Raw genomic sequence first — 20,194 nt, 5'->3', positions numbered from 1 at the left:
GGTGCCCCGCCGCCCACCTCCCCGGGTAAGGAGACGCCCGACATGTCCCGTCGCCTGTTCACCTCGGAGTCCGTGACCGAGGGCCACCCCGACAAGATCGCCGACCAGATCAGCGACGCCGTCCTGGACGCCCTGCTCGCCCAGGACCCCACCGCCCGGGTCGCCGTGGAGACCCTGATCACCACCGGCCAGGTGCACGTGGCCGGCGAGGTCACCACCACCGCCTACGCGGACATCGCGACCCTCGTCCGCGAAACGATCCTCCGGATCGGCTACGACTCCTCCAAGAAGGGCTTCGACGGCGCCTCCTGCGGCGTGTCGGTGTCGATCGGCGCGCAGTCCCCGGACATCGCCCAGGGTGTCGACACCGGCGGCGCGGGCGACCAGGGCCTGATGTTCGGCTACGCCACCGACGAGACCCCCGAGCTGATGCCCCTGCCGATCCGCCTCGCCCACCGCCTGTCCCACCGGCTCTCCGAGGTCCGCAGGAACGGCACCGTCCCCTACCTGCGGCCGGACGGCAAGACGCAGGTCACCATCGAGTACGACGGCGACAAGGCGGTCCGGCTGGACACGGTGGTGGTCTCCTCCCAGCACGCCTCCGACATCGACCTGGAGTCGCTGCTCGCCCCCGACATCCGCGAGTTCGTCGTGGAGCCGGAGCTGAAGGCCCTGCCGGCCGAGGGCATCAAGCTGGACATCGAGGGCTACCGCCTGCTGGTCAACCCGACGGGCCGGTTCGAGATCGGCGGCCCGATGGGCGACGCCGGTCTGACCGGGCGGAAGATCATCATCGACACCTACGGCGGCTACGCCCGCCACGGCGGCGGCGCCTTCTCCGGCAAGGACCCGTCCAAGGTGGACCGCTCGGCGGCGTACGCGATGCGGTGGGTCGCCAAGAACGTCGTGGCGGCCGGCCTGGCCTCCCGCTGCGAGGTCCAGGTCGCCTACGCCATCGGCAAGGCCGAGCCCGTCGGGCTGTTCGTGGAGACCTTCGGCACCGCGCGCGTCCCGCAGGCCGTCCTGGAGAAGGCCATCGGCGACGTCTTCGACCTCTCCCCGAAGGGCATCATCCGCGACCTGGACCTGCTCCGCCCGATCTACGGCCAGACCGCCGCCTACGGCCACTTCGGCCGCGAGCTGCCCGACTTCACCTGGGAGCGCACCGACCGGGTGGACGCGCTGCGCGCCGCGGCGGGAGTGTGAGATGCGGATCGCCGTCACCGGCTCCATCGCCACCGACCACCTGATGACGTTCCCGGCCCGCATCACCGACCAGCTGCTGGCCGACCGCCTGGACCGGGTGTCGCTGTCGTTCCTGGTGGACAGTCTGGAGATCCGCCAGGGCGGGGTCGCCGCCAACATCAGCTACGGGCTGGCCCTGCTGGGGCACCGCCCGCTGCTGGTGGGGGCGGTCGGCGCCGATTTCGCGGAGTACGGCGCCCGGCTGTCGGCCCTGGGCGTGGACACCGGGGCCGTCCTCGTCTCCGCCACCCGCCACACGGCCCGCTTCCTGTGCACCACGGACCCGGACGGCAACCAGATCGCGTCCTTCTACCCGGGCGCGATGACGGAGGCGGCGCACATCGATCTCGCCGAGGTCGCCGCCGGCGTGGACGTCGTCCTGATCGGCGCGGACGACCCGGCGGCCATGCTGCGCCACACCCGCGCCTGCCGGTCGCTGGGCATCCGCTTCATGGCCGACCCGTCGCAGCAGCTGGCCCGCCTGGACGGCCCCGGCATCCGCGCGCTCGTCGACGGCGCCGACCACCTGTTCACCAACGAGTACGAACACGAACTGCTCCTGCGCAAGACCGGCTGGACCAGGGGCGAGGTGCTGGGCCGGGTCGGCACCTGGGTGACCACGCTCGGCGAGAAGGGCAGCCGGATCGACCGCGCCGGAGAACCCCCGGTGGAGGTGGCGGCGGCCCCGGCGACCGCGGTCGTCGACCCGACGGGTGTGGGCGACGCGTTCCGCGCGGGCTATCTCGCCGCCCTGGCGACCGGCCGGACCCCGCCCGACGCCGCCCGCGCCGGCTCGGTCCTGGCCTCCCTCGCCCTGGCAACGGTGGGTACCCAGACCTACCGGGCCACCCCGTCCACCCTCCCGCCCCTCCTCGCGGCGGCCTACGGCCCCACCACCACACCTTCCGGCTGAACCCCGCGGCTCTGACCGCCGGGGAAGAGGGGCGAGGCAACGTGACGGGTGTCGGTGAATCCGGCCACGGGGGTGCTCCTGCCGGCGCGCACCGTGCGGGCGCCGATGCAGTGGTCGTCGTAGGGGGTGCGACGGGTGTCGCACGTCGGCCGGGCCGCTGACCTGGGGTTTCTCGCAGGGCGCGGGGCGGGGGCGAAGCCGTTCCCGGGTTCGCCAAGCGTCGGCGCGCGGCCCCGGCGGGGTGCGGTCAGCCGGCGCCGGTGCGGCCCGCCGCTTCGCCGGCGGCCCGGCGATACTCGGCGTTGATGCGCTGGGCTTCCTCCAGCTGGTCCTCAAGGATGACGATGCGGCACGCGGCCTCGATCGGGGTCCCTCTGTCGACGAGCTCGCGGGCGCGGGCCGCGATCCGCAGTTGGTAGCGGGAGTACCGGCGGTGTCCTCCTTCCGAGCGGAGGGGAGTGATCAGCCGGGCCTCGCCGATGGCCCGCAGGAAGGCCGGGGTGGTGCCGAGCATCTCGGCTGCCCGGCCCATCGTGTACGCGGGGTAGTCGTCGTCGTCCAGACGATCATTCAGAGGGTTGTCCGATGTCATGTCACCTCGCTGTGCAACGCGTCGAGGGGCCCTGATGCCGTACGGCACCAGGGCCCCGAAGGAAATTCAACACCATCTGTCGGCCCTACTGCTGTGCCGACCTTCTGTTTCCGCTACCCGGCCCGGCAGGGCGGAGCGGGGGATCGCAGCTGCGTGACCGGGGACCACCATCCAATCCGGGGTCTTGCGGTACCCGGGCCGAGTGCTTCTCGGGCCGGGCGATCCTGATGGCGTCAGCTCCTCCGTTCCTCTCGGACCAATCCACTGAACGAACCGGTACTGCTGTCGGCGGCCCTCCACCCGCTTCCCGGGACGCTGTGGCCGCCACCCGCCAGTTCGTGTCTGGCGGGTCTCGCTCGACTTCCGTCTACGAGAAGAACCCTACCCGTGGCAGCGACAAAAATCTACTGCGACAAAACTAGATTTCACTCTTTCGGCGGAGTAGGGCGTCTGCCGTGCCCGACTCCTCGCCGGTTGGCCGGGAGCCGTGCCCGGACGTCCGCGCGGTCACTTCACGCCCCGCGGCGGTGCGGGGGCGGCCGGGCCGCATAAGCTCTGCTGTCATGTCTAACCCTGATGAGCTGCTCGTCGCCATCTCCGCCGCGGTGGAGTCCGAGCGAAGCAATCAGATGTCGCTGACCGTGGTCGTCGGCGGCGCCGTCATCACCGGCCGGCTGGCTCCCGAAGCCGTGTGGAGGGAGCGGGTGGCGGAGGTCCTGAAGGACTCCGACCGCCTCGGCCCGTTCGCGGGCGTCTTCACCCGTGACCCACGAGGATCCCGGCCCGGCCGTGACGAGGCGCCCACGCATCTGCACTTCCACCTCGCCCGCATCCTGCAGGGCAGCCTCGGCATCCCGGAGACGGGAGGCATGTACCGGGTCGCCATCAAGGACGTCAGCGCGTGGTCCGTGGGCGACCTCAGTTACTCCGACCGGTGAGACGCGGGCCGGGCCCCTGCGCCCGGCCCGCGGTGTCCCGGCGGACGGCGACACAGCGGTGGGGGCCCTCCCGACAGATGTCGGAAGGGCCCCCACCGGGATCCTGGAGGCGGTTTCCCGCCCGTCGTCATACGGCCACGGGACCGGAGCCGCCGGGGCCGCCGAGCAGTGCCGACGCGGCCCGCAGCGGATCGGGCGCGCCCGCGCCCACGGGCGCGGCCCCGGGCTGGTCGTGGCAGGTGAAGCCGAGGCGCGTCATGGCCCGCGTGACTTCGCCGGCGGTGAAGTCACGCGGGTCCTGCCGGGTGAGGACCCGGCCCACCTGCTTGACGGGGTAGCGCCGGCGGCCGATGGTCACGGACGCGCCCGTGACCGGCTCGGGCTTGACGCCCTTCATCGAGTCCAGCACCCCGGTTCTGGTCAGGTCGAACGGGTACCGGGCGATGACGCAGCGCATGAGGCCTCACAGGGGGAGAAGTCGGGGGGAGAGAAGGGGGCCGGTCCGGCCGGGCGGATCAGTGCGAGAGGGCGAGGACGTCCCGCAGCCGGATCCGGTCGGTGTACGCGGAACTGTCACGGAGCCCGGCGAGCCGGACCCGGGTGACCAGGCCCGTGCTCCGGTCGTCCTCGTCGCACACGGTCAGGTACTCGACCCGGGCCCCCGCCATGACGGCCAGAGCCACCTCGACGGTCATGTCGTCCCACACCCGGGGCCCGTGCCCCTCGACGTCCCCGTCCGCGGTCACGGGGGCGGGGTCCGGCATGCGGTGCTGCGTCCGTACTGGCGTCAAGGGTGTCTCCTTCGGTAGCGGCGGGACGGCCCGGGGACCGTGCGGCCCCGGTCGACCGAGGGGTCTTCCGGGGCTGCGCCGGGCTCAGGCGGCGGAGTCGTTGCCGGGCCGCCGCTGTGTCCTGCGGCGCGTTCCCGCACCGGCGGGCCGGCCCTGGCCGGTGCCGCCCCGGCGGTTCCGGGACGGCGACGACGCGCGGCGGGGGCGTTCCACGACCGGCGCGGTGATGACCACCGGGACGCCGGAGGGCTCCTGGGCGCCGGTGATGCGGGTCAGCTCCGCCTCGCCCGAGCGGACCGGGGTGACGCGCGGGGTGATGCCGGCCGAGGCCATCAGCCGGGTCATGCCGCGGCGCTGGCCGGGGGTCACCAGGGTGACGACGCTGCCCGACTCCCCGGCGCGGGCCGTACGGCCGCCGCGGTGCAGGTAGTCCTTGTGGTCGCTGGGCGGGTCCACGTTGACGACCAGGTCGAGGCTGTCGACGTGGATGCCGCGGGCCGCGACGTTGGTGGCCACCAGGACGGTGACGTGACCGTCCTTGAACTGCGCCAGGGTCCGGGTGCGCTGCGGCTGGGAGCGGCCACCGTGCAGGGCCGCGGCGCGGACACCGCTGTTCAGCAGGTGCTTGGTCAGCCGGTCCACCGCGTGCTTGGTGTCCAGGAACATGATCACCCGGCCGTCCCGGGCCGCGATCTCGGTGGTGGTGCGGTGCTTGTCCGCCTCGTGCACGTGCAGCACGTGGTGCTCCATCGTGGTGACGGCACCGGCCGACGGGTCGACGGAGTGCACCACCGGGTCGGTCAGGTAGCGGCGGACCAGCAGATCGACGTTGCGGTCCAGGGTGGCCGAGAACAACAGCCGCTGGCCGTCCGGGCGGACCTGGTCGAGTAGGGCGGTGACCTGGGGCATGAAGCCCATGTCGGTCATCTGGTCGGCCTCGTCCAGGACGGTGACGCCGACGTCGTCGAGCCGGCAGTCGCCCCGGTCGATGAGGTCCTTGAGCCGGCCGGGCGTCGCGACGACCACCTCGGCGCCGGTGCGCAGCGCGCCTGCCTGCCTGCCGATGGACATCCCGCCGACGACGGTGGCGAGCCGCAGGCTCACGGAGCGGGCGTAGGGCGCGAGCGCGTCGGTGACCTGCTGGGCCAGTTCCCGGGTGGGGACCAGGATCAGGGCCAGCGGCCGGCGCGGCTCGGCCCGCCGGCCCGCCGTACGGGCCAGTGCCGCGAGGCCGAAGGCGAGGGTCTTGCCCGACCCGGTACGGCCGCGGCCGAGTACGTCACGGCCGGCCAGGGAGTTCGGCAGGGTCGCCGCCTGGATCGGGAACGGGGCGGTCACGCCTTCCTTGGCGAGCGTGGCCAGCAGCGGTGCCGGCATGCCGAGATCGGCGAACGCCTCGACGGCGGGCAGCGCCGGCGTGATCGTCTTCGGCGGCGCGAACTCGCCCTGCGCGGGCCGCCGGTTTCCGTTACCGCCGGAGCGGCGCGGGCCGCCGGAGCGGCCGCCGCCGCCACTTCCGCCGAAGCGGTCGTAGCCGCGGCCGGTACCGGTGGTGCGGGTGCGGGTCGTACGGGTGCGGTTCATGCGGAACCTTCCTCGATGCGGGCGCGTATCAAGGAATTTCCGCGGCAGTACGAGCGGCGCAGAGAATCGCGAGAACGGGCCGAAAATGACAGGGTCGAATCACCCTGGTAATAAAGCGAGCCGGGGCCCGCACCCCAAGGTGCGGGCCCCAGCTGTGAAGTACGCGTCAATCCCGAGGGTCAGGCGGGAATGATGTTCTCGGCCGTCGGGCCCTTCTGGCCCTGCGCGATGTCGAAGGACACCTTCTGGCCTTCCAGCAGCTCGCGGAAGCCCTGGGTGGCGATGTTCGAGTAGTGGGCGAAGACGTCGGGGCCGCCGCCGTCCTGCTCGATGAAGCCGAAGCCCTTTTCCGCGTTGAACCACTTCACGGTGCCAGTAGCCATTTTATTTCTCCTTCGGAGACGGTGTCGGGAATACGCCCTGTGCGCATTCCGTGTCGCCGTGATGATCAACCGTCGGAAAAACCTTCTGGCAACCACACCTGCAACTGATGACGACACTAGCACGTCGGCGCAGGTCATGCGGTGTGCGTAATTCCGTCCCGGCTGTGATCGTGGGAATATGTATCGCGCGCCGCGTCGATTTCTTACGTCGCCACCACAGATATTGGTTCGCAGCGGCGCGGCATTACCCCCGGCCGCTTGCGCCCACAGCGCTGTGACCTCCCGCGACGGGCCCGTACGCGGCCCCTGCCGCCACCGGCGGACGGGACCCCGACGGACCCGCCGGGAGCCGTGAGGGAGACGAAGCCCACACGGCACGGCCCCCGTCGTGACCGCCCCCGTCCTCCCGTGTCCGACGGGACCGGACCGCTGGTGCTCCGCACCGGACGCTCGCGCGGCCGCGCCGGCCCGGTGCCGGGACTCCGGGCCGGTGTCCGCGGACGGCGGCGGGGTACGCGTGGCGGACCTGTCCGGCGAGCGCGAAGGGGTGTGGAGGTTGCGGCGGCAACTGATGTGGATGCTGGTCGCGCGAGGCTCGGTGGCCTTGATGTTCGGCGTGGTGGCGCTGGTGTGGCCGGGGGTGACCGCGCTGGCCCTGGCCCTGCTGTTCGGTCTCTACGCGCTCGGGGACGGCCTCGCCCTGCTGACCGGCTCCTGCCGCCGGGAGGGGGACAAGGCGCATCGCGTGGCGCACGCGGCCGGGGGCGTCCTGGGCATCGCGGCCGGCCTGGTCGCCATCGCCTGGCCCGGGGTCACCGCCCTCGCGCTCGGGACGCTGATCGGCGCGTGGGCCGTGGCGGCCGGCGTGGCGGAGATCTGGGCGGCGGTCCGCTTCCGCCGCGAGCTGCGCCACGAGGGGGCGCTGTTCCTGGCCGGTGCCGCCTCGGTCGTCGCCGGTGTGCTCCTGTGGACCCGGCCGGACGCCGGCGCGGCCGCGGTCGCCCAGGTCATCGGCTGCTACGCCCTCGTCACCGGCGCCTCGGTGCTGGCGGCGGCCCACCGGCTGCGCGCCACGGCCCCCGCGGCACGGCCGGTCCACCGCGCTCCCCACGCCCAGCACGCCCGTCACGCCCGGCGCGTCTGACCCGCGGACCCGCCCCGGCCCGGCGGCACGGACACAGCATGTTCACACGAGCGCCCAGTAGCCGCTTCCCGTGTGGGCACCCGTCCACGGCTGTCTGCCGGGAAGGAGCCCGAGCATGGCCATCGTCGCGTGCCTGTTGCTGCCGGTCGTGGGACTGCTGCTGTACGGCATGGACCGGGTGGAGGACTGGCTGACGCGTTCGCCGCGGCCGCCGCGGCACGGCGCCCCCCGTCATCTGCGCCTGATCCGGGGCGGCGGGCAGTCGGCCGGTACCCGCTCGCGTACCGGCCGGCGGTCGTCCGACGCCGCCTGACCGCCTGACCGCCCGGGCGCCCGGCCGCCTGCCGGGAGGCGGCCGGAGACGCCGAGCCCGCCCGCGCGGCCCGTCGCGGTTTCCCGCGCGGGCTCCGGACATGCGCCGTTCCCCTCTTTCGGAGACATGGCGCACAACCACCGGCAGAACAGGCCCTCACGGGGTATCCGGGACGGAGAAAGGGCTGTCAGACGTATTGTTGCCGTTTGACAACAATGGCCGTGAGGCAACAAAGTAGCCGTGTCGGACGTGCGCGGGGAAGGACCTGGAATGCTCCGGTGGAGGAAGGCCGCTCCGTGTGCCGGCCGCCATCGCCGAGAGGCAGCGGTGGCACCGGTGCCGCGAACGACGGCTCAGGCGGTGCGGCTGCCGGAATCCGGGGCGTCGTCGAGTATCTGCGTCGCCGCGGTCGCGCAGAACGCCTCCAGCCCCTCCAGCAGCGCGACCCGCTTGGCGGCGGGCATATCCGCCAGCACCTTCCGCAGCTCCCCCTCCCGGCGGGACCGCAGATCGGCGAGGAAGGCGCGGCCCCGGCCGCTGAGGTGCAGGCGCACCTCGCGCCTGTCCTCCGGGCTCGCCACCCGTTCGACGAACCCGGCGGCCTGCAGCCGGTCGCACAGCCTGCTGGTGGACGGCGGGGTGGACGCCAGGGACTCCGCGAGCGTGCGCAGGTTGATGCCGTCGTGGTGCTCCAGGACGTGCAGCACGCGCAGTTGGGACGCGGAGGTGGGCGCGGTCGAGGCGCGGCCCCACACGACTTCCAGCAGCTCGACGGCCGTGGTGGTCACACGCGCGACCTCGTCGGGCTCTGGGCGGCGGCGGAAGGCAGTCACGGTCACACTCTCGCAGGCACTGGGGCGCCTGTCAGCGTACTAGGCACGCGTGCGGGCCCCGGGCGGCCCGAGGGTGCCCGACGCGGCTCGTGCGGGAGACCGGCCTCGTGGACGAGGCACGTACGTAGTCCGGCGAAAGATTGGTGAACACTCCCTTATGAACAGATTCGTGGCCGCTGAACGCGCTCTGCGCACAGCGGCTCCCGACGCACTGCTCGACGCCACCCGTGCCGTACTGATGGAGCAGTACGGCGCGGAGGACGTCGAGCTCTTCATGGCCGACTACGGCCTGAGCGTGCTCCAGCCGGTGTCGGTGCTGCCGCACACCCTGGAGCCGGTGCCGGTGCACAACAGCCCGGCCGGCCGCGCCTTCGGCTCCCAGCGGCCGTACTGCGAGGACGGGTGTGACGGGAGGGCCCGGCTGCACCTTCCGGTGAGTGTGCGCGGCGACCGGCTCGGCGTGCTGTCCGTGACCCTGCCCGGCGGCGAGGCCGTCCGCCGCTGGGGGGCGGAACTGGCCGACATCGCCGACATCCTGGGGCACGAGGTGATCGTGGCCGAGCGCGACACCGACCTGTATCTGCAGGCGCGCCGCAAGGAACGGCTCACGCTCGCCGCCGAGATGCAGTGGCAACTGCTGCCCGGCCGCTCCTGCTCCCGCCCCGAGTACGAGCTGGGGGCACAACTGGAGCCCGCCTACGCCATCTTCGGCGACAACTTCGACTGGTCCTCCACCGCCGACCACCTCATGCTGTACGTCACCAACGGCATGGGCGAGGGCATAGAGGCCTCGCTGCTGACGAACCTGGCCATCAACGCGCTGCGCAACGCCCGGCGCGCCGGTATCTCCATCGCCGACCAGGCGGCGCTCGCGGACCAGGCCGTCTACGCCCACTACCGGGGCCGCTGCTACCTGTCCGTGCTGATGTTCGACTTCGACCTGGCCACCGGCCGGGCCAGTGTCGTGGACGCGGGCTCGCCCCGGCTGCTGCGGCTGCGCGACGGCACCGTGGAGCACGTCACCTTCGACGCCCAGCTGCCGCTGGGCATGTTCGAGGAGACCGACTACGTGGCCCAGGACTTCCAGGTCCTCCCCGGCGACCGGCTGGTCTTCGTCAGCGACGGGGTGCACGCCGTGGCCTCCCCCAAGGGGGAGACGTACGGGGACGCTCCGCTCGCCCGGGCGATCCACTCCACCCGGCTGCTGCCCGCCGCCGACGTGCCGCGCGCGATCCTGCGGGAGCTGAGCGGCCACCGCGGCAAGTCCGTCCCCGACGACGACGCCCTGGTCGTGTGCCTGGACTGGCACGGGAGGCCGGCCGGCGGGTGAGCGGCGGGACCGCCCGATTGTGTCGATCGCGTGTTGGCCTCCGCACCCCTTCCCCCTCATGCTTGCCAGGTGGCAATAATTGTCGGACGGATCGCCGTCGCTCGGCCAGGGCCGCGCACAGCAGGGAGACGATGCAGGTGGCGGAGTACGACACGACACCCGAGGTGGCGCGGAAGCTGGGCGCCTTCATAGAGCGGCGCCGTGAGCAGATCGCCCAGCGCTGGGCGGACGCCGCCCTGTTCCGTACGGTGTTCACCGTCTCCCGGGACGAGGCGGTCGAGGCGGGCAAGGCCGTGCTGGACGCCCTGGCCGAGGTGGCCCGCACCGGGCGGCTGGAGGATGTCGGCGCCCCCGGCTTCACGGCCGTCCGGGAGCAACTCGGCCGCATGGCCGCGGCCCGCGCCCGGGCGGGATTCAACCCGTCGCAGATCGCGGGCGAGGTCGCCGGCCTGCGCGAACCGGCCGTCGCACTGCTGCGGGCGGAGTCCGGGGACGCCGCCGACCAACACGCGTGCGTGCTCGCGCTGACGGTCCTGATGGACACGCTCCGGCTGGTGGTCATGGAGGCCACCGTCAGTTCCGGCGAGGAGCTGATAGGCCGTCAGCGGCAGCAACTGCTGGAGGTGGCCACCCCGGTGATCAAGCTGTGGGAGAGCATCGTCGCCGTACCGCTGATCGGCACCCTGGACAGCGCCCGCAGCCAGGTGGTGATGGAGTCGCTGCTGGAGGCGATCGTGGAGCAGCGGGCCCGGTACGCCATCCTCGACATCACCGGCGTGCCGACCGTCGACTCGCTGGTGGCCCAGCACCTGATGAAGACGGTCGCCGCCGCCCGGCTGATGGGCGCGGAGTGCATCGTCTCCGGCATCCGTCCCGCCATCGCGCAGACCATCGTCCACCTCGGCATCGACCTCGGGACGATCATCACCCGGGCGGGCCTCGCCGACGCCCTGGCGTACGCGCTCACCCGGCAGGGCATCGTCGTCTCCCCCTCCCCGGCCGTGGGAGCGAGCCCGCGGTGACCGGCCCGTCCGCCGTCCGTCCGGGCCCGGTGCCGGTGTCGCTGCCGGTGCCGGCGCTGGGTGACGTCCTGCCGGTCACCCTGTGGGGAGAACCGCGCGACGGGGCGGCCGAGCGGCCTCGGCACGATGTCGCCGGACGCGTCGCCGCCGGCCCCGCGCCCGTCGGCGGGGTCCTGATCGGCATCTCCGGCGTGGAGATCGTCGACTCCTTCCTCGGCCGCGTCCCGGCCGACACCTCCGAGGCCGCCGAGGCCGCCGGGACCGCGCGCCTGCCGGCCACCCGTACCGTCCTGGCCGGGACGCGTCCCGCCGTGGCCATCACCCTGGTGGAACCGGGCCTCGCCCTGCCCGGCCCGGACACGGCACCGGACGTCGACAGGGCCCTGTCCCTGCTGGGCCGCGTCCCCTCGGCCCTTCCCCCCGCTCACCCGGAAGGGGGTGCGTGATGCATGCCCCACCCGCCTCGACCACCCGTCTGCCCATCGGCTCGGACGCGGACCTGGCGCAGGTGCGCCGGCAGGTGCGCCGGGTCGCCGCCGACCTCGGATTCAGCCTCGTACAACTGACGAAACTGGTGACCGCCGTCAGCGAGCTCGCCCGCAACACCCTCGTCCACGGCGGCGGCGGGCACGTGGAGATCACCCGGCTGGGGGAGGACGGCGCCCGGCGCGGCCTGCGGCTGTCCTTCGTGGACACCGGCCCCGGCATCCGTGACCTCGACCTGGCGATGACCGACGGCTACACCTCCGGCGGCGGCCTCGGCCTGGGCCTGAGCGGCGCCAGACGCCTCGTCCAGGAATTCCATATCGACAGCCGCCCCGGCCGGGGCACCACCGTCACCATCACCGACTGGGTCACCGGCCTGCCCTCCCCCCGCACAGGAGGACCATGAGCGGAGCCCGGGCCCTCCCCGCCTTCGAGCACCCCAGGCCGCCGAACGCCCGCGCCGCCACAGCACCGGATGGCCGTGCCGCCACGCCCCCGGCCCGCACCGCCACAGCACCGGACGCCCGCTCCACGGCGGTCGCCACGCCGGCGGTCGCCGCGCCGGCGCCCACCGGGCCGGCGGTCACCGGGCCGGCGGTCACCGCGTCGGCGTCCGGCCCCGACCAGTACGCCGGCACAGGGTGCGCCGGCGTCCCGCGGGATGCCGGTGGCGCCGCATGCCCGCCGCGCGCCGACAGGGGTGGGGCGGTGCCGGCAGCCGGCCCGCCGGAGGTCTGCCCATGACGGAAGGGCCCGACGTGTGGACGATCGCGTCCGTCGCCGACGCCGCCCGGGCCCGGGCCGCCGTCGCCCAGGTCACCAGGGAGGCGCCGGCGCGGGAACGGGCCCGCCTCCTCGCGTCGCTGACGGCACGGCTGCGCCGCCTCCTCCGCGCGGGCGGCGCCGGAGAACTGCGGCTCCGCGTCCGGCGGGCCGGCGCCGGGTACGGCACCCGGCTCGATGTGTGGCTGCGGCCCGTCGGCTCCGCCACGCCGGGCCCGGACGACGGGCCCGACCTCGTCTGCCCCCTGCCCCGCCGGACCGCCCCCGGCCGCCCGGACACCGGGCCGCCGCTGCCCGAGTCCCTGCTGCGCACCGACGCGGACACGGCGGCCGTCCTGCGCCTGCTGGACGGGCAAGAGCATCATCTACGGCTGCACCGGGAGGAGTTACACCAGACCGACCAGGGTGTGCTGGCCCTGCACTCCGAGCTGGAGGCCGCGGCGCTGGTGCAGCGGGACCTGCTGGAGGCCGAGCGGGCAGCGCGCGCCGAGAGCGAGCGGGCCCGGCGCCTGCTGGCGTTCCTCGGCGACGCCGGGGCCGCCATCACGGCCTCCCTCAGCCCCACGGCCGTCCTGCGCCGCCTGTCCGAGCTGCTGGTGCCCACCTACGCGGAGCGCCTCGACGTATGGCTCTTCGACGCGGAGAACGACGCCGAACACCCCCGGCGCGTACGGGAACACCCCGCCGCCGCGGTGGCCGCCGTCCGGACCGGCCGTCCCCAGCACGCCGCCGCGCATCCCGGTGGGCTGCCCGGCGTGGACGACCTCCCGCCCGCCGCGTCGAGCCCGCGGCGACCGCTGCTGGCCGTCCCCCTGACCGGCCGTCACCCGATCGGTGTCCTCACCCTCACCGCCCCGGGCCCGCGCTTCGACGCGGACACCTCGGTGATGCTGGTCGAACTGGCCGGCCGGGCCGGCGTCGCCCTGGACAACGCCCGCCGCTACGAGCGGTACCGCGACACCGCCGAGGTCCTGCAGCGCGCCCAGCTGACCGAGCTGCCCGCCCGGCCCGGGCTGCTGCTGGCCGCGCGGTACCTTCCCGCCACCCGGGGACTGAACATCGGCGGCGACTGGTACGACGCCTTCGTCCAGCCCGACGGCGGCCTGCTGGCCGTCATAGGGGACGTCACCGGGCACGGTCTGCACGCCGCCGTCGTCATGGGCCGACTGCGCACCGCCCTGCGCGCCTACGCCGTGGAGAGCGACAGCCCCGCGGCGATCCTCACGCGGCTGCACCGCATGCTCCGGCACCAGCAACCCGAGCTGTACGCCACCGCGTTGATCGCCCGCCTGCGGCCCGGCGAACCGGAGGTGGTGTGGGCGTCGGCCGGCCACCCGCCCGCCGTGGTGCGCGCGGCCGACGGCACCGTACGGGTGCTGGACGCCCGGCCGGGCGTGATGCTCGGCGTCCCGGTGCCGTACGACTACGCCGAGCACCGGAGCGACCTGCCCGCCGGCTCGACCCTGGTGCTGTACACCGACGGCCTGGTCGAACGCCGGGCCCAGGGCATCGACCCCGGCATCGAGCACCTCGGCCGGACGCTGGGCACGCTGAGCACCCCGGAGCTGGAGCAGGACCCGCAGGCCGCGGCCGACGCCCTGCTCAAGCCCCTCCTGCACGACTGCGCACGCGACGACGACATCTGCCTGCTGCTGTGCCACACCCTGCCCCCCACGGAGCACGCCCGGCACGCCCCGCCATAACCCACCCACCCCCACCCCACAACCAAGCCCCCCACCACTCCTGACCACGCCCACCCCACCAAGCCCCCGCCCAACCACTCACGCTTGCAGCGGCCGGACGCGCACCCCACCGCCCTGCCCGCCCGCCTGGGGCCCTACGTGCCCCGGAGGGGTTCACCCCGGCCGGACACGCCCCGGCAAGGTCCGCCCAGCCGCTCACGCGTCCGCGGTCAGGGGCGCAGTCCATCGGCCCGTCAGCCCGTCCGGGCCCCACTCGCCCCCGTGCGGCCTGCCCCGGCAAGACCCGCCCGGCCACTCACGCTTGCAGCGACCAGACACGCGCCTCACCGCCCTGCCCGTCCGGTCCCCACTCGCCCCGGCGTGGTCCGCCCCGGCCGGTCGCGCTTGCCGCGGTCGGATGTGCGGCCGTCGGTCTGCCTGCCCGCTCGGGTTTCATTCGCCCCGGCGTGGTCCGCCCCGGCCGGTCGCGCTTGCCGCGGTCGGATGTGCGGCCGTCGGTCTGCCTGCCCGCTCGGGTTTCATTCGCCCCCGCGAGGCCCGCCCGGCCAGGTTCGCCCAGCCGCTCACGCGTCCCGCGGCCGGACGCGCACCCCACCGCCCTGCCCGCCAGCCTGGGCCCCGCTCGCCCCGCGAGGGCCTCCGGCAAGATCCGCCACGGCCGGGTCCGCCCGGCCGCCAACGCGCACCCGGTCAGGAGCGCGGTTCGTCGGTCTGTTCGGTCGTGTCGTGCTGGGCGGTCAGGAAGGCGCGCATTCCCTGGCTCAGTGCCTCCCGCGCGGCGGGGTCCATGCCGGCCAGGGTCACGGCGAGTGCCCGCGCTCTGCGCTCGGCGACTTCGCTCAGCACCTGTTGGCCGCGCCCCGTGAGAACGAGCCGCACCTCACGCCGCCTGTGCGGATGCAGCAGCCGTTCCAGCAGGCCCGCCGCCTCCAGCCGGTCGCACAGCCGGCTGGCGGTCGGCGGACCTATCTCCATGCCCTCCGCCAGCGCCGTGAGATTGAGCCCCGGTTCGGCCTGCAGGATCCGCAGGGCCCGCAACTGGTGCGGCGACAACCGCAGACTCGCGCCCTGGGCGGCCACCGACCACAGATGCGCCAGGCCGTCCACGGCAGGGGCGAGCTCCCGCGCGACGGCCAGGAGATCGTCCCCCGGTCCGTTCGGCTGGTCGTCCCCGATGCCGCCGAGACGCGTCACGAATACATCGCTTTCAGTAATGACCTGCCCATACCGATACCACCCTCATCCACACGCGGTACCCGACGAGCCGCCGGACAACCACCCCCCGGCCGGGCCATCGTAGGGACCGGGACGGACCCGCCCGGAGAAACCCGTGCGTCGGGAGGGACGCGTGAACCGGTCGCGGGCGGGCATACGGTGGGAAGCCGTCAATCCCCGGCCGCGCGAACCCGGAACCGGAGTGGCCGGAAACCGTCCATGGGAGCGCCCCACCCCCTCCCCGGGGGAACGGAACGGGACGCTGCCAGTACGCTTCGTTCGTTGCCCTATGGCAACGAGGAGCTCCGAGAAGCTCGGCCGAGGCGTTGGAGGGGAAGCGGGGACGGATGCTCCCAACACAGCATGGGCTTGCCGGCGTACGCGTCTCCCCTGACACCGCCACGGCGCAGGGAGCGCCCTGGACCTGGCAGGAGCCCACGGTGCTCCTGATCGAGGACGACGAGGCGGACGCCCTCCTCGTGGAGGAGCTGGTCGCCGACTGCTCCCCCGGGATGCGGCTGACCTGGGTACGCTCCCTGGCCGAGGCGCGAGCCGCGCTGGCGGCCGAGACACCCGACTGCGTCCTGCTGGATCTGCACCTGACCGACTCCCACGGGCTGGAGGGCGTGGCCCGGGTACGGCGGTACGCGGACGTGGCGGTCGTGGTGCTCACGGGACTCGCCGAGGAGCGCACCGGGCTGGCGGCGGTCGCCGCGGGAGCCCAGGACTACCTGGTCAAGGGCCGCGTCGACGCCGAGCTGTTCGGCCGGGCGGTCCGATACGCGATCCAGCGCAAGCTGGCCGAGCAGGCGGCCGCGGCCCTCCAGGCGGGCCAGCTGCGGGCCGAGGAGAACCGGCGGCTGGAGCGCGGGCTGCTGCCCACACCGCTGCTGCGCGGCACGACCGGCCCGGAGGTGGTCGCCCGCTATCTGCCGGGCCGGGAGCAGGCGCTGCTCGGCGGCGACTTCTACGACGTCGTGCAGACCGCGGACGGCCGCGTCCACGTCCTGGTCGGTGACGTCTCGGGACACGGCCCCGACGAAGCCGCGCTCGGCGTGGGGCTGCGCATCGCCTGGCGCACGCTCGTGGTCAGCGGTGCCACCGGGGCCCGGCAGCTGAGCACGCTGGAGGAGATCCTCGTCGCCGAGCGCACCGGTGAGCAGATCTTCGCCACGCTGACCAGCCTGGAACTGCTGCCGGACGGCCGCTCGGCGCGGGTGATGCGGGCCGGCCATCCCGGGATGCTGCTGCGCTCCGGCGACCGCGTGGACTGGGTCGAGGTGCCCGGGGGACCGGCGCTCGGTCTGCTGCCGGACGGTACGGCCCACTGGCCCGTGGCCGACCTCACCCTGCCGGCCGGCGCGGGCGTGGTCCTCTTCACCGACGGCCTGTTCGAGGGGCGGACCGGACCGGGCCGCGAGCGCCTGGGCGAGCAGGGGCTGCTGGAACTGGCCCGCTCGATCGCGACCCTGCCCTCGGAGGCGTTCGTGGACGAACTGATCGGCCGTGCCGAGGCACTGGCCGAGGACTACGGCGGTCTCGCCGACGACGTGGCCGTGCTGCACCTGCGGTGGCACCGGCAAACCGAAGTGAACGAGGAATCGTGACGGTGACAACGCCCCCCGTACCGCCCAGCCCCCGCCGGCGCAGCCGGATCACCGTGCAGGGCTGGTTCCACCTGGCCCTGGCCGTGATGATCACCCTGGTGGTGACCGGCTCGGTGGTCGGCGCGGAGCTGCTGGCCCGCACCTCGCGCGTCTCCGACCAGCTGACCGAGCACATCCAGCCGGCCCGCGTCGAGGCGCTCCGCCTGCAGAACGCCCTGCTGAACCAGGAGACCGGCGCCCGTGGTTACGTCCTCGCCGCCAACCGGCAGTTCCTCGTCCCGTACACCGAGGGCCGGCGGGCCGAACGCGACTCCGCGGCCCGGCTGGAGCGGCTCGTCGGCGACCGGCCGGACCTGCGCCGGGACCTGGAGACCATCGAGCGGGCGGCCGCCGACTGGCGGCGCAGGTACGCCGATCCCCTGATCGCGGACGTCACCCCGGGGGTTCCCCGGCCGGCCGGCCGGGCCACCACAGAACGCGGCAAGGCCGCCTTCGACCACATCCGCGCGCTGTTCGGCACGCAGAACACGCACCTGGCCCAGGCCCGGGAGCACAGCAGGAGCGAACTGGACCACATCCGCACCGTGCGGAACTGGGTGCTGGGCGGCATGGTCGCCGCCTTCCTGCTCACCGCGGTGGTCCTGGCCGTACTGGTGCACACCCTGGTCGCCCGGCCCCTGGGCCGTCTGCGCACCGCGTCGCGCCGGGTGGCCCAGGGCGACTTCCAGCACCGCATCCCCGTCGAGGGCCCCGCCGACATACGGGCCATGTCCGACGACGTGGAGGCCATGCGCCGGCGCCTGGTGACGGAACTCGACGCCTCCCGCGTCCAGCACGAGCACCTCGCCCGGCAGGCCGCCGACCTGGACGCCCAGGCGGTGGAGCTGCGCCGGTCCAACGCCGAGCTGGAGCAGTTCGCCTACGTCGCCTCCCACGACCTGCAGGAACCGCTGCGCAAGGTCGCCTCCTTCTGCCAGCTGCTGGAGAAGCGGTACGGCGACAAGCTCGACGAACGCGGCACGCAGTACATCGCGTTCGCCGTGGACGGCGCCAAGCGCATGCAGATCCTCATCAACGACCTGCTCACCTTCTCCCGGGTCGGCCGCGTCAACGACGCCCATGTCCCCGTGGCCCTGGGAGAGACCCTGGACAAGGCGCTGGCCAACCTCGCGGCGGCGGCCGAGGAGTCCGGCGCCGTCATCGAGCGCCCCGGGGAGCTGCCCGAGATCACCGGCGATCCGACGCTGCTGGTCATGCTGTGGCAGAACCTGATCGGCAACGCCATCAAGTTCCGTCATCCCGACCGCGCCCCCCGCATCCGGGTCACCTGCGAGCCGGACCCCGACGCCGGCGAGGGCGGCGTGTCGGTGCGGCTGAGCGTGACGGACAACGGGATCGGCATCCCCGAGGAGTTCGCCGAGAAGGTCTTCGTCATCTTCCAGCGCCTGCACGGCCGGGACGCCTACAGCGGCACCGGCATCGGGCTGGCCCTGTGCAAGAAGATCGTGGAGTTCCACGGCGGGCGCATCTGGATCGACACCGGCCACACCGGCGGCACCCGCTTCTGCCTCACACTGCCCACCGCCCCGGCCGACGGTCCCGCGTCACCCGACGCGACGGCACCCGCCCGCACCACTTCGGAAGGACAACCCGCATGAACGCGCCCGCCGCACAGCCCGTCGAGGTGCTCCTCGTCGAGGACGATCCCGGGGACGAGCTGATGACCCGGGAGGCGTTCGAGGACAACAAGATCGGCAACACCCTGCACGTCGTCCGCGACGGCGAGGAGGCCCTGGACTTCCTCTACCGCCGGGGCGCCCATGCCGGGGCCCCGACGCCCGATCTGATCCTGCTCGACCTCAACCTGCCCAAGTACGACGGCCGGCAGGTCCTCGAACGCATCAAGTCCGACCCGGACCTCGCGCACATCCCCGTCGTCGTCCTGACGACCTCCTCCGCCGAGGAGGACATCCTGCGCAGCTACAAACTGCACGCCAACGCCTACGTCACCAAGCCCGTCGACCTGGACCAGTTCATCGCCGCGGTCCGGCAGATCGACGAGTTCTTCGTGACGGTCGTACGCCTGCCGACGCAGCGGTGAGCGCGGAGGCGGGCGGGGTCACCCGGTAGCGAGCATCCCCGAGCGCAGCCGCGCCACGATGCGGGAGATCAGCCGGGAGACGTGCATCTGCGAGACGCCCAGCTCCTTGCCGATCTCCGCCTGTGTCCGCTCCTCCACGAACCGCAGGTGCAGGATCCGCCGCTCCCGCTCGTCCAGTTCGGCGACGAGCGGGGCGAGGGCGTGGAAGTCCTCCACGAGTTCCAGCGCGGTGTCCTCCTCGCCGATGAACTCGGAGAGGGCCGCCTCGCCCTCCTCGGTGTCGCCGGTGATCGCGGCGTCGAGGGAGGCGGAGTTGTAGCCGTTCGCCGCGATCTGGACCTCGACGACCTGCTCCTCCGTGAGGTTCATCAGGGCGGCCAGCTCGGACACCTTGGGGGCACGCCCCAGCCGGCTGCGCAGCTCCTCGCTCGCCTTGGCGAGTTCGGTACGGGCCTCCTGCAGCCGCCGCGGCACATGGACCGACCAGGAGGTGTCCCGGAAGAACCGCTTGATCTCACCGACGATGTACGGCACCGCGAAGCTGGTGAACTGCACGTCGCGGGAGACCTCGAACCGGTCGATCGCCTTGATCAGGCCGATCGTGCCGACCTGGACGACGTCCTCCATGTCCTGACCGCTGTTGCGGAACCGGCGGGCGGCGAAGCGCACCAGCGACATGTTCATCTCGATGAGCGTGTTGCGCGCGTACTGGTACTCGGGCGTGCCTTCCTCCAGCACGGCGAGCCGGTCCAGGAACGTCTTGGTCAGCTCACGGGCGTCCTGGGGGGCGACCTTCTGCGGATCCACGATCTCCGGCAGCTCCGTAGCGGAGCCGGTCGTCGTCCCGACGAGTGCCATCGTCATCCCAGGCCCTCCCTGCCATCCGTGCCCGCCCCCGGTGAGCGGCCATCACGACCGCGCCTACCCGGCGACAGCCACCTCATGTCAACCAATCGGCCGGCATCACCCTCGGACACCCGGACGCGGCGGACACAACGGACCCCCGGGGCACCCCTTCACCCCCGGTCCGGCCCGGCCGGCGCCCCGTCCCAGGCGAATCCGTACCGGTTCCGCTCCCGGTCGAACGACAGCCCGACGTCGACCCCGCGGATGCCGTGGTTCCTTCGCAGGCACTCGATGACGGCCGCCGCGGCGGCCTCCTCCTGATAATCCGCCGGCATGGGGACGTCCCACCCCGTCACCCACCCTCG

General features: G+C 73.4%; 22 protein-coding genes. 13 read left to right on the top strand and 9 right to left on the bottom strand.

Translation table 11 applies throughout. The features are described from left to right. Positions 1-42: 42 nt before the first annotated feature. Both metK and ABD350_RS06565 read left to right on the top strand, forming a co-directional pair. Positions 43-1,206: a methionine adenosyltransferase gene (gene metK, locus ABD350_RS06570; RefSeq protein WP_344346804.1), complete on the top strand. Its 1,164-nt coding sequence runs from the start codon at positions 43-45 to the stop codon at positions 1,204-1,206. A 1-nt stretch (position 1,207) separates the two neighbouring features. Then, entirely contained in the window at positions 1,208-2,158 is a 951-nt protein-coding gene (locus tag ABD350_RS06565) for a carbohydrate kinase family protein (protein WP_344346803.1), read from the top strand. A gap of 247 nt (positions 2,159-2,405) precedes the next feature. Here the strand turns inward: ABD350_RS06565 and ABD350_RS06560 are convergent, their stop codons facing one another. After that, complete coding sequence (locus ABD350_RS06560) at positions 2,406-2,750, bottom strand: MerR family transcriptional regulator (protein ID WP_344346802.1); 345 nt, start codon at positions 2,748-2,750, stop codon at positions 2,406-2,408. Between the two features lie 563 nt (positions 2,751-3,313). Between ABD350_RS06560 and ABD350_RS06555 the strand changes: the two genes are divergently transcribed. Continuing rightward, entirely contained in the window at positions 3,314-3,688 is a 375-nt protein-coding gene (locus ABD350_RS06555; protein ID WP_344346801.1) for a hypothetical protein, read from the top strand. Between the two features lie 127 nt (positions 3,689-3,815). Here the strand turns inward: ABD350_RS06555 and ABD350_RS06550 are convergent, their stop codons facing one another. The 4 genes from ABD350_RS06550 to ABD350_RS06535 form a co-directional block, all read right to left on the bottom strand. Then, positions 3,816-4,145 (bottom strand): SCO5918 family protein, encoded by a 330-nt coding sequence (locus ABD350_RS06550; RefSeq protein WP_344346799.1) that lies wholly within the window; start codon positions 4,143-4,145, stop codon positions 3,816-3,818. 58 nt (positions 4,146-4,203) lie between these two features. Beyond that, entirely contained in the window at positions 4,204-4,479 is a 276-nt protein-coding gene (locus ABD350_RS06545; protein WP_382466680.1) for a CBS domain-containing protein, read from the bottom strand. Positions 4,480-4,563: 84 nt separating this feature from the next. Beyond that, complete coding sequence (locus ABD350_RS06540; protein ID WP_344346798.1) at positions 4,564-6,063, bottom strand: DEAD/DEAH box helicase; 1,500 nt, start codon at positions 6,061-6,063, stop codon at positions 4,564-4,566. A gap of 179 nt (positions 6,064-6,242) precedes the next feature. Continuing rightward, positions 6,243-6,446, bottom strand: coding sequence for a cold-shock protein (locus ABD350_RS06535; protein ID WP_030790686.1), 204 nt, complete (start codon positions 6,444-6,446; stop codon positions 6,243-6,245). A gap of 490 nt (positions 6,447-6,936) precedes the next feature. Between ABD350_RS06535 and ABD350_RS06530 the strand changes: the two genes are divergently transcribed. Then, positions 6,937-7,590: an HdeD family acid-resistance protein gene (locus tag ABD350_RS06530; protein ID WP_344346797.1), complete on the top strand. Its 654-nt coding sequence runs from the start codon at positions 6,937-6,939 to the stop codon at positions 7,588-7,590. A 115-nt stretch (positions 7,591-7,705) separates the two neighbouring features. Next, the gene (locus tag ABD350_RS06525; protein WP_344346796.1) at positions 7,706-7,903 is read left to right on the top strand and encodes a hypothetical protein; all 198 of its coding nucleotides are present in this window, start codon (positions 7,706-7,708) and stop codon (positions 7,901-7,903) included. A gap of 353 nt (positions 7,904-8,256) precedes the next feature. On the opposite strand, the gene ABD350_RS06520 is transcribed toward ABD350_RS06525, so the two are convergent. Then, positions 8,257-8,691, bottom strand: coding sequence for a MarR family transcriptional regulator (locus ABD350_RS06520; protein WP_344347047.1), 435 nt, complete (start codon positions 8,689-8,691; stop codon positions 8,257-8,259). A gap of 202 nt (positions 8,692-8,893) precedes the next feature. On the opposite strand from ABD350_RS06520, the gene ABD350_RS06515 reads away from it, so the two are divergent. The 5 genes from ABD350_RS06515 to ABD350_RS06495 all read left to right on the top strand — a co-directional run bounded on the left by ABD350_RS06515 (position 8,894) and on the right by ABD350_RS06495 (position 14,060). Continuing rightward, positions 8,894-10,066, top strand: coding sequence for a PP2C family protein-serine/threonine phosphatase (locus ABD350_RS06515; RefSeq protein ID WP_344346795.1), 1,173 nt, complete (start codon positions 8,894-8,896; stop codon positions 10,064-10,066). Positions 10,067-10,197: 131 nt separating this feature from the next. Further along, positions 10,198-11,088, top strand: coding sequence for an STAS domain-containing protein (locus ABD350_RS06510; protein ID WP_344346794.1), 891 nt, complete (start codon positions 10,198-10,200; stop codon positions 11,086-11,088). Next, a complete protein-coding gene (locus ABD350_RS06505; RefSeq protein ID WP_344346793.1) occupies positions 11,085-11,534 on the top strand; it encodes an STAS domain-containing protein in 450 nt (149 codons plus the stop codon). Before ABD350_RS06510 ends, ABD350_RS06505 begins: the two co-directional genes overlap by 4 nt. Beyond that, entirely contained in the window at positions 11,534-11,980 is a 447-nt protein-coding gene (locus ABD350_RS06500; protein ID WP_344346792.1) for an ATP-binding protein, read from the top strand. The genes ABD350_RS06505 and ABD350_RS06500 overlap by 1 nt, the downstream gene beginning before the upstream one ends. A 334-nt stretch (positions 11,981-12,314) precedes the next feature. Next, complete coding sequence (locus tag ABD350_RS06495; protein WP_344346791.1) at positions 12,315-14,060, top strand: PP2C family protein-serine/threonine phosphatase; 1,746 nt, start codon at positions 12,315-12,317, stop codon at positions 14,058-14,060. Positions 14,061-14,750: 690 nt separating this feature from the next. On the opposite strand, the gene ABD350_RS06490 is transcribed toward ABD350_RS06495, so the two are convergent. Then, complete coding sequence (locus tag ABD350_RS06490) at positions 14,751-15,254, bottom strand: MarR family winged helix-turn-helix transcriptional regulator (RefSeq protein WP_344346790.1); 504 nt, start codon at positions 15,252-15,254, stop codon at positions 14,751-14,753. 368 nt (positions 15,255-15,622) lie between these two features. Between ABD350_RS06490 and ABD350_RS06485 the strand changes: the two genes are divergently transcribed. The 3 genes from ABD350_RS06485 (at position 15,623) to ABD350_RS06475 (ending at position 18,983) form a co-directional block, all read left to right on the top strand. Beyond that, positions 15,623-16,882: a PP2C family protein-serine/threonine phosphatase gene (locus tag ABD350_RS06485; protein WP_344346789.1), complete on the top strand. Its 1,260-nt coding sequence runs from the start codon at positions 15,623-15,625 to the stop codon at positions 16,880-16,882. Between the two features lie 86 nt (positions 16,883-16,968). Further along, positions 16,969-18,540, top strand: a complete 1,572-nt coding sequence (locus ABD350_RS06480; RefSeq protein ID WP_344347046.1) for a sensor histidine kinase — start codon at positions 16,969-16,971, stop codon at positions 18,538-18,540. Then, positions 18,537-18,983 (top strand): response regulator, encoded by a 447-nt coding sequence (locus tag ABD350_RS06475; protein WP_344346788.1) that lies wholly within the window; start codon positions 18,537-18,539, stop codon positions 18,981-18,983. Before ABD350_RS06480 ends, ABD350_RS06475 begins: the two co-directional genes overlap by 4 nt. Positions 18,984-19,001: 18 nt before the next feature. Here the strand turns inward: ABD350_RS06475 and ABD350_RS06470 are convergent, their stop codons facing one another. Together ABD350_RS06470 and ABD350_RS06465 are read right to left on the bottom strand one after the other, a co-directional pair. After that, a complete protein-coding gene (locus tag ABD350_RS06470) occupies positions 19,002-19,847 on the bottom strand; it encodes an RNA polymerase sigma factor SigF (protein ID WP_344346786.1) in 846 nt (281 codons plus the stop codon). A gap of 152 nt (positions 19,848-19,999) precedes the next feature. Then, the gene (locus ABD350_RS06465; RefSeq protein ID WP_344346785.1) at positions 20,000-20,164 is read right to left on the bottom strand and encodes a hypothetical protein; all 165 of its coding nucleotides are present in this window, start codon (positions 20,162-20,164) and stop codon (positions 20,000-20,002) included. Positions 20,165-20,194 lie beyond the last annotated feature (30 nt).

This window comes from Streptomyces nogalater (genome assembly GCF_039532885.1).
Lineage (GTDB): Bacteria > Actinomycetota > Actinomycetes > Streptomycetales > Streptomycetaceae > Streptomyces > Streptomyces nogalater.
This window is presented reverse-complemented; position numbering and strand designations above follow the sequence as displayed.

Coding starts and splice junctions, on each gene's coding strand:
- metK (WP_344346804.1), top strand. CDS start 43: ATGTCCCGTCGCCTGTTCACCTCGGAGTCCGTGACCGAGGGCCACCCC.
- ABD350_RS06565 (WP_344346803.1), top strand. CDS start 1,208: ATGCGGATCGCCGTCACCGGCTCCATCGCCACCGACCACCTGATGACG.
- ABD350_RS06560 (WP_344346802.1), bottom strand. CDS start 2,750: ATGACATCGGACAACCCTCTGAATGATCGTCTGGACGACGACGACTAC.
- ABD350_RS06555 (WP_344346801.1), top strand. CDS start 3,314: ATGTCTAACCCTGATGAGCTGCTCGTCGCCATCTCCGCCGCGGTGGAG.
- ABD350_RS06550 (WP_344346799.1), bottom strand. CDS start 4,145: ATGCGCTGCGTCATCGCCCGGTACCCGTTCGACCTGACCAGAACCGGG.
- ABD350_RS06540 (WP_344346798.1), bottom strand. CDS start 6,063: ATGAACCGCACCCGTACGACCCGCACCCGCACCACCGGTACCGGCCGC.
- ABD350_RS06535 (WP_030790686.1), bottom strand. CDS start 6,446: ATGGCTACTGGCACCGTGAAGTGGTTCAACGCGGAAAAGGGCTTCGGC.
- ABD350_RS06525 (WP_344346796.1), top strand. CDS start 7,706: ATGGCCATCGTCGCGTGCCTGTTGCTGCCGGTCGTGGGACTGCTGCTG.
- ABD350_RS06515 (WP_344346795.1), top strand. CDS start 8,894: ATGAACAGATTCGTGGCCGCTGAACGCGCTCTGCGCACAGCGGCTCCC.
- ABD350_RS06510 (WP_344346794.1), top strand. CDS start 10,198: ATGCAGGTGGCGGAGTACGACACGACACCCGAGGTGGCGCGGAAGCTG.
- ABD350_RS06500 (WP_344346792.1), top strand. CDS start 11,534: ATGCATGCCCCACCCGCCTCGACCACCCGTCTGCCCATCGGCTCGGAC.
- ABD350_RS06495 (WP_344346791.1), top strand. CDS start 12,315: ATGACGGAAGGGCCCGACGTGTGGACGATCGCGTCCGTCGCCGACGCC.
- ABD350_RS06485 (WP_344346789.1), top strand. CDS start 15,623: ATGCTCCCAACACAGCATGGGCTTGCCGGCGTACGCGTCTCCCCTGAC.
- ABD350_RS06480 (WP_344347046.1), top strand. CDS start 16,969: ATGATCACCCTGGTGGTGACCGGCTCGGTGGTCGGCGCGGAGCTGCTG.
- ABD350_RS06475 (WP_344346788.1), top strand. CDS start 18,537: ATGAACGCGCCCGCCGCACAGCCCGTCGAGGTGCTCCTCGTCGAGGAC.
- ABD350_RS06470 (WP_344346786.1), bottom strand. CDS start 19,847: ATGACGATGGCACTCGTCGGGACGACGACCGGCTCCGCTACGGAGCTG.
- ABD350_RS06465 (WP_344346785.1), bottom strand. CDS start 20,164: ATGCCGGCGGATTATCAGGAGGAGGCCGCCGCGGCGGCCGTCATCGAG.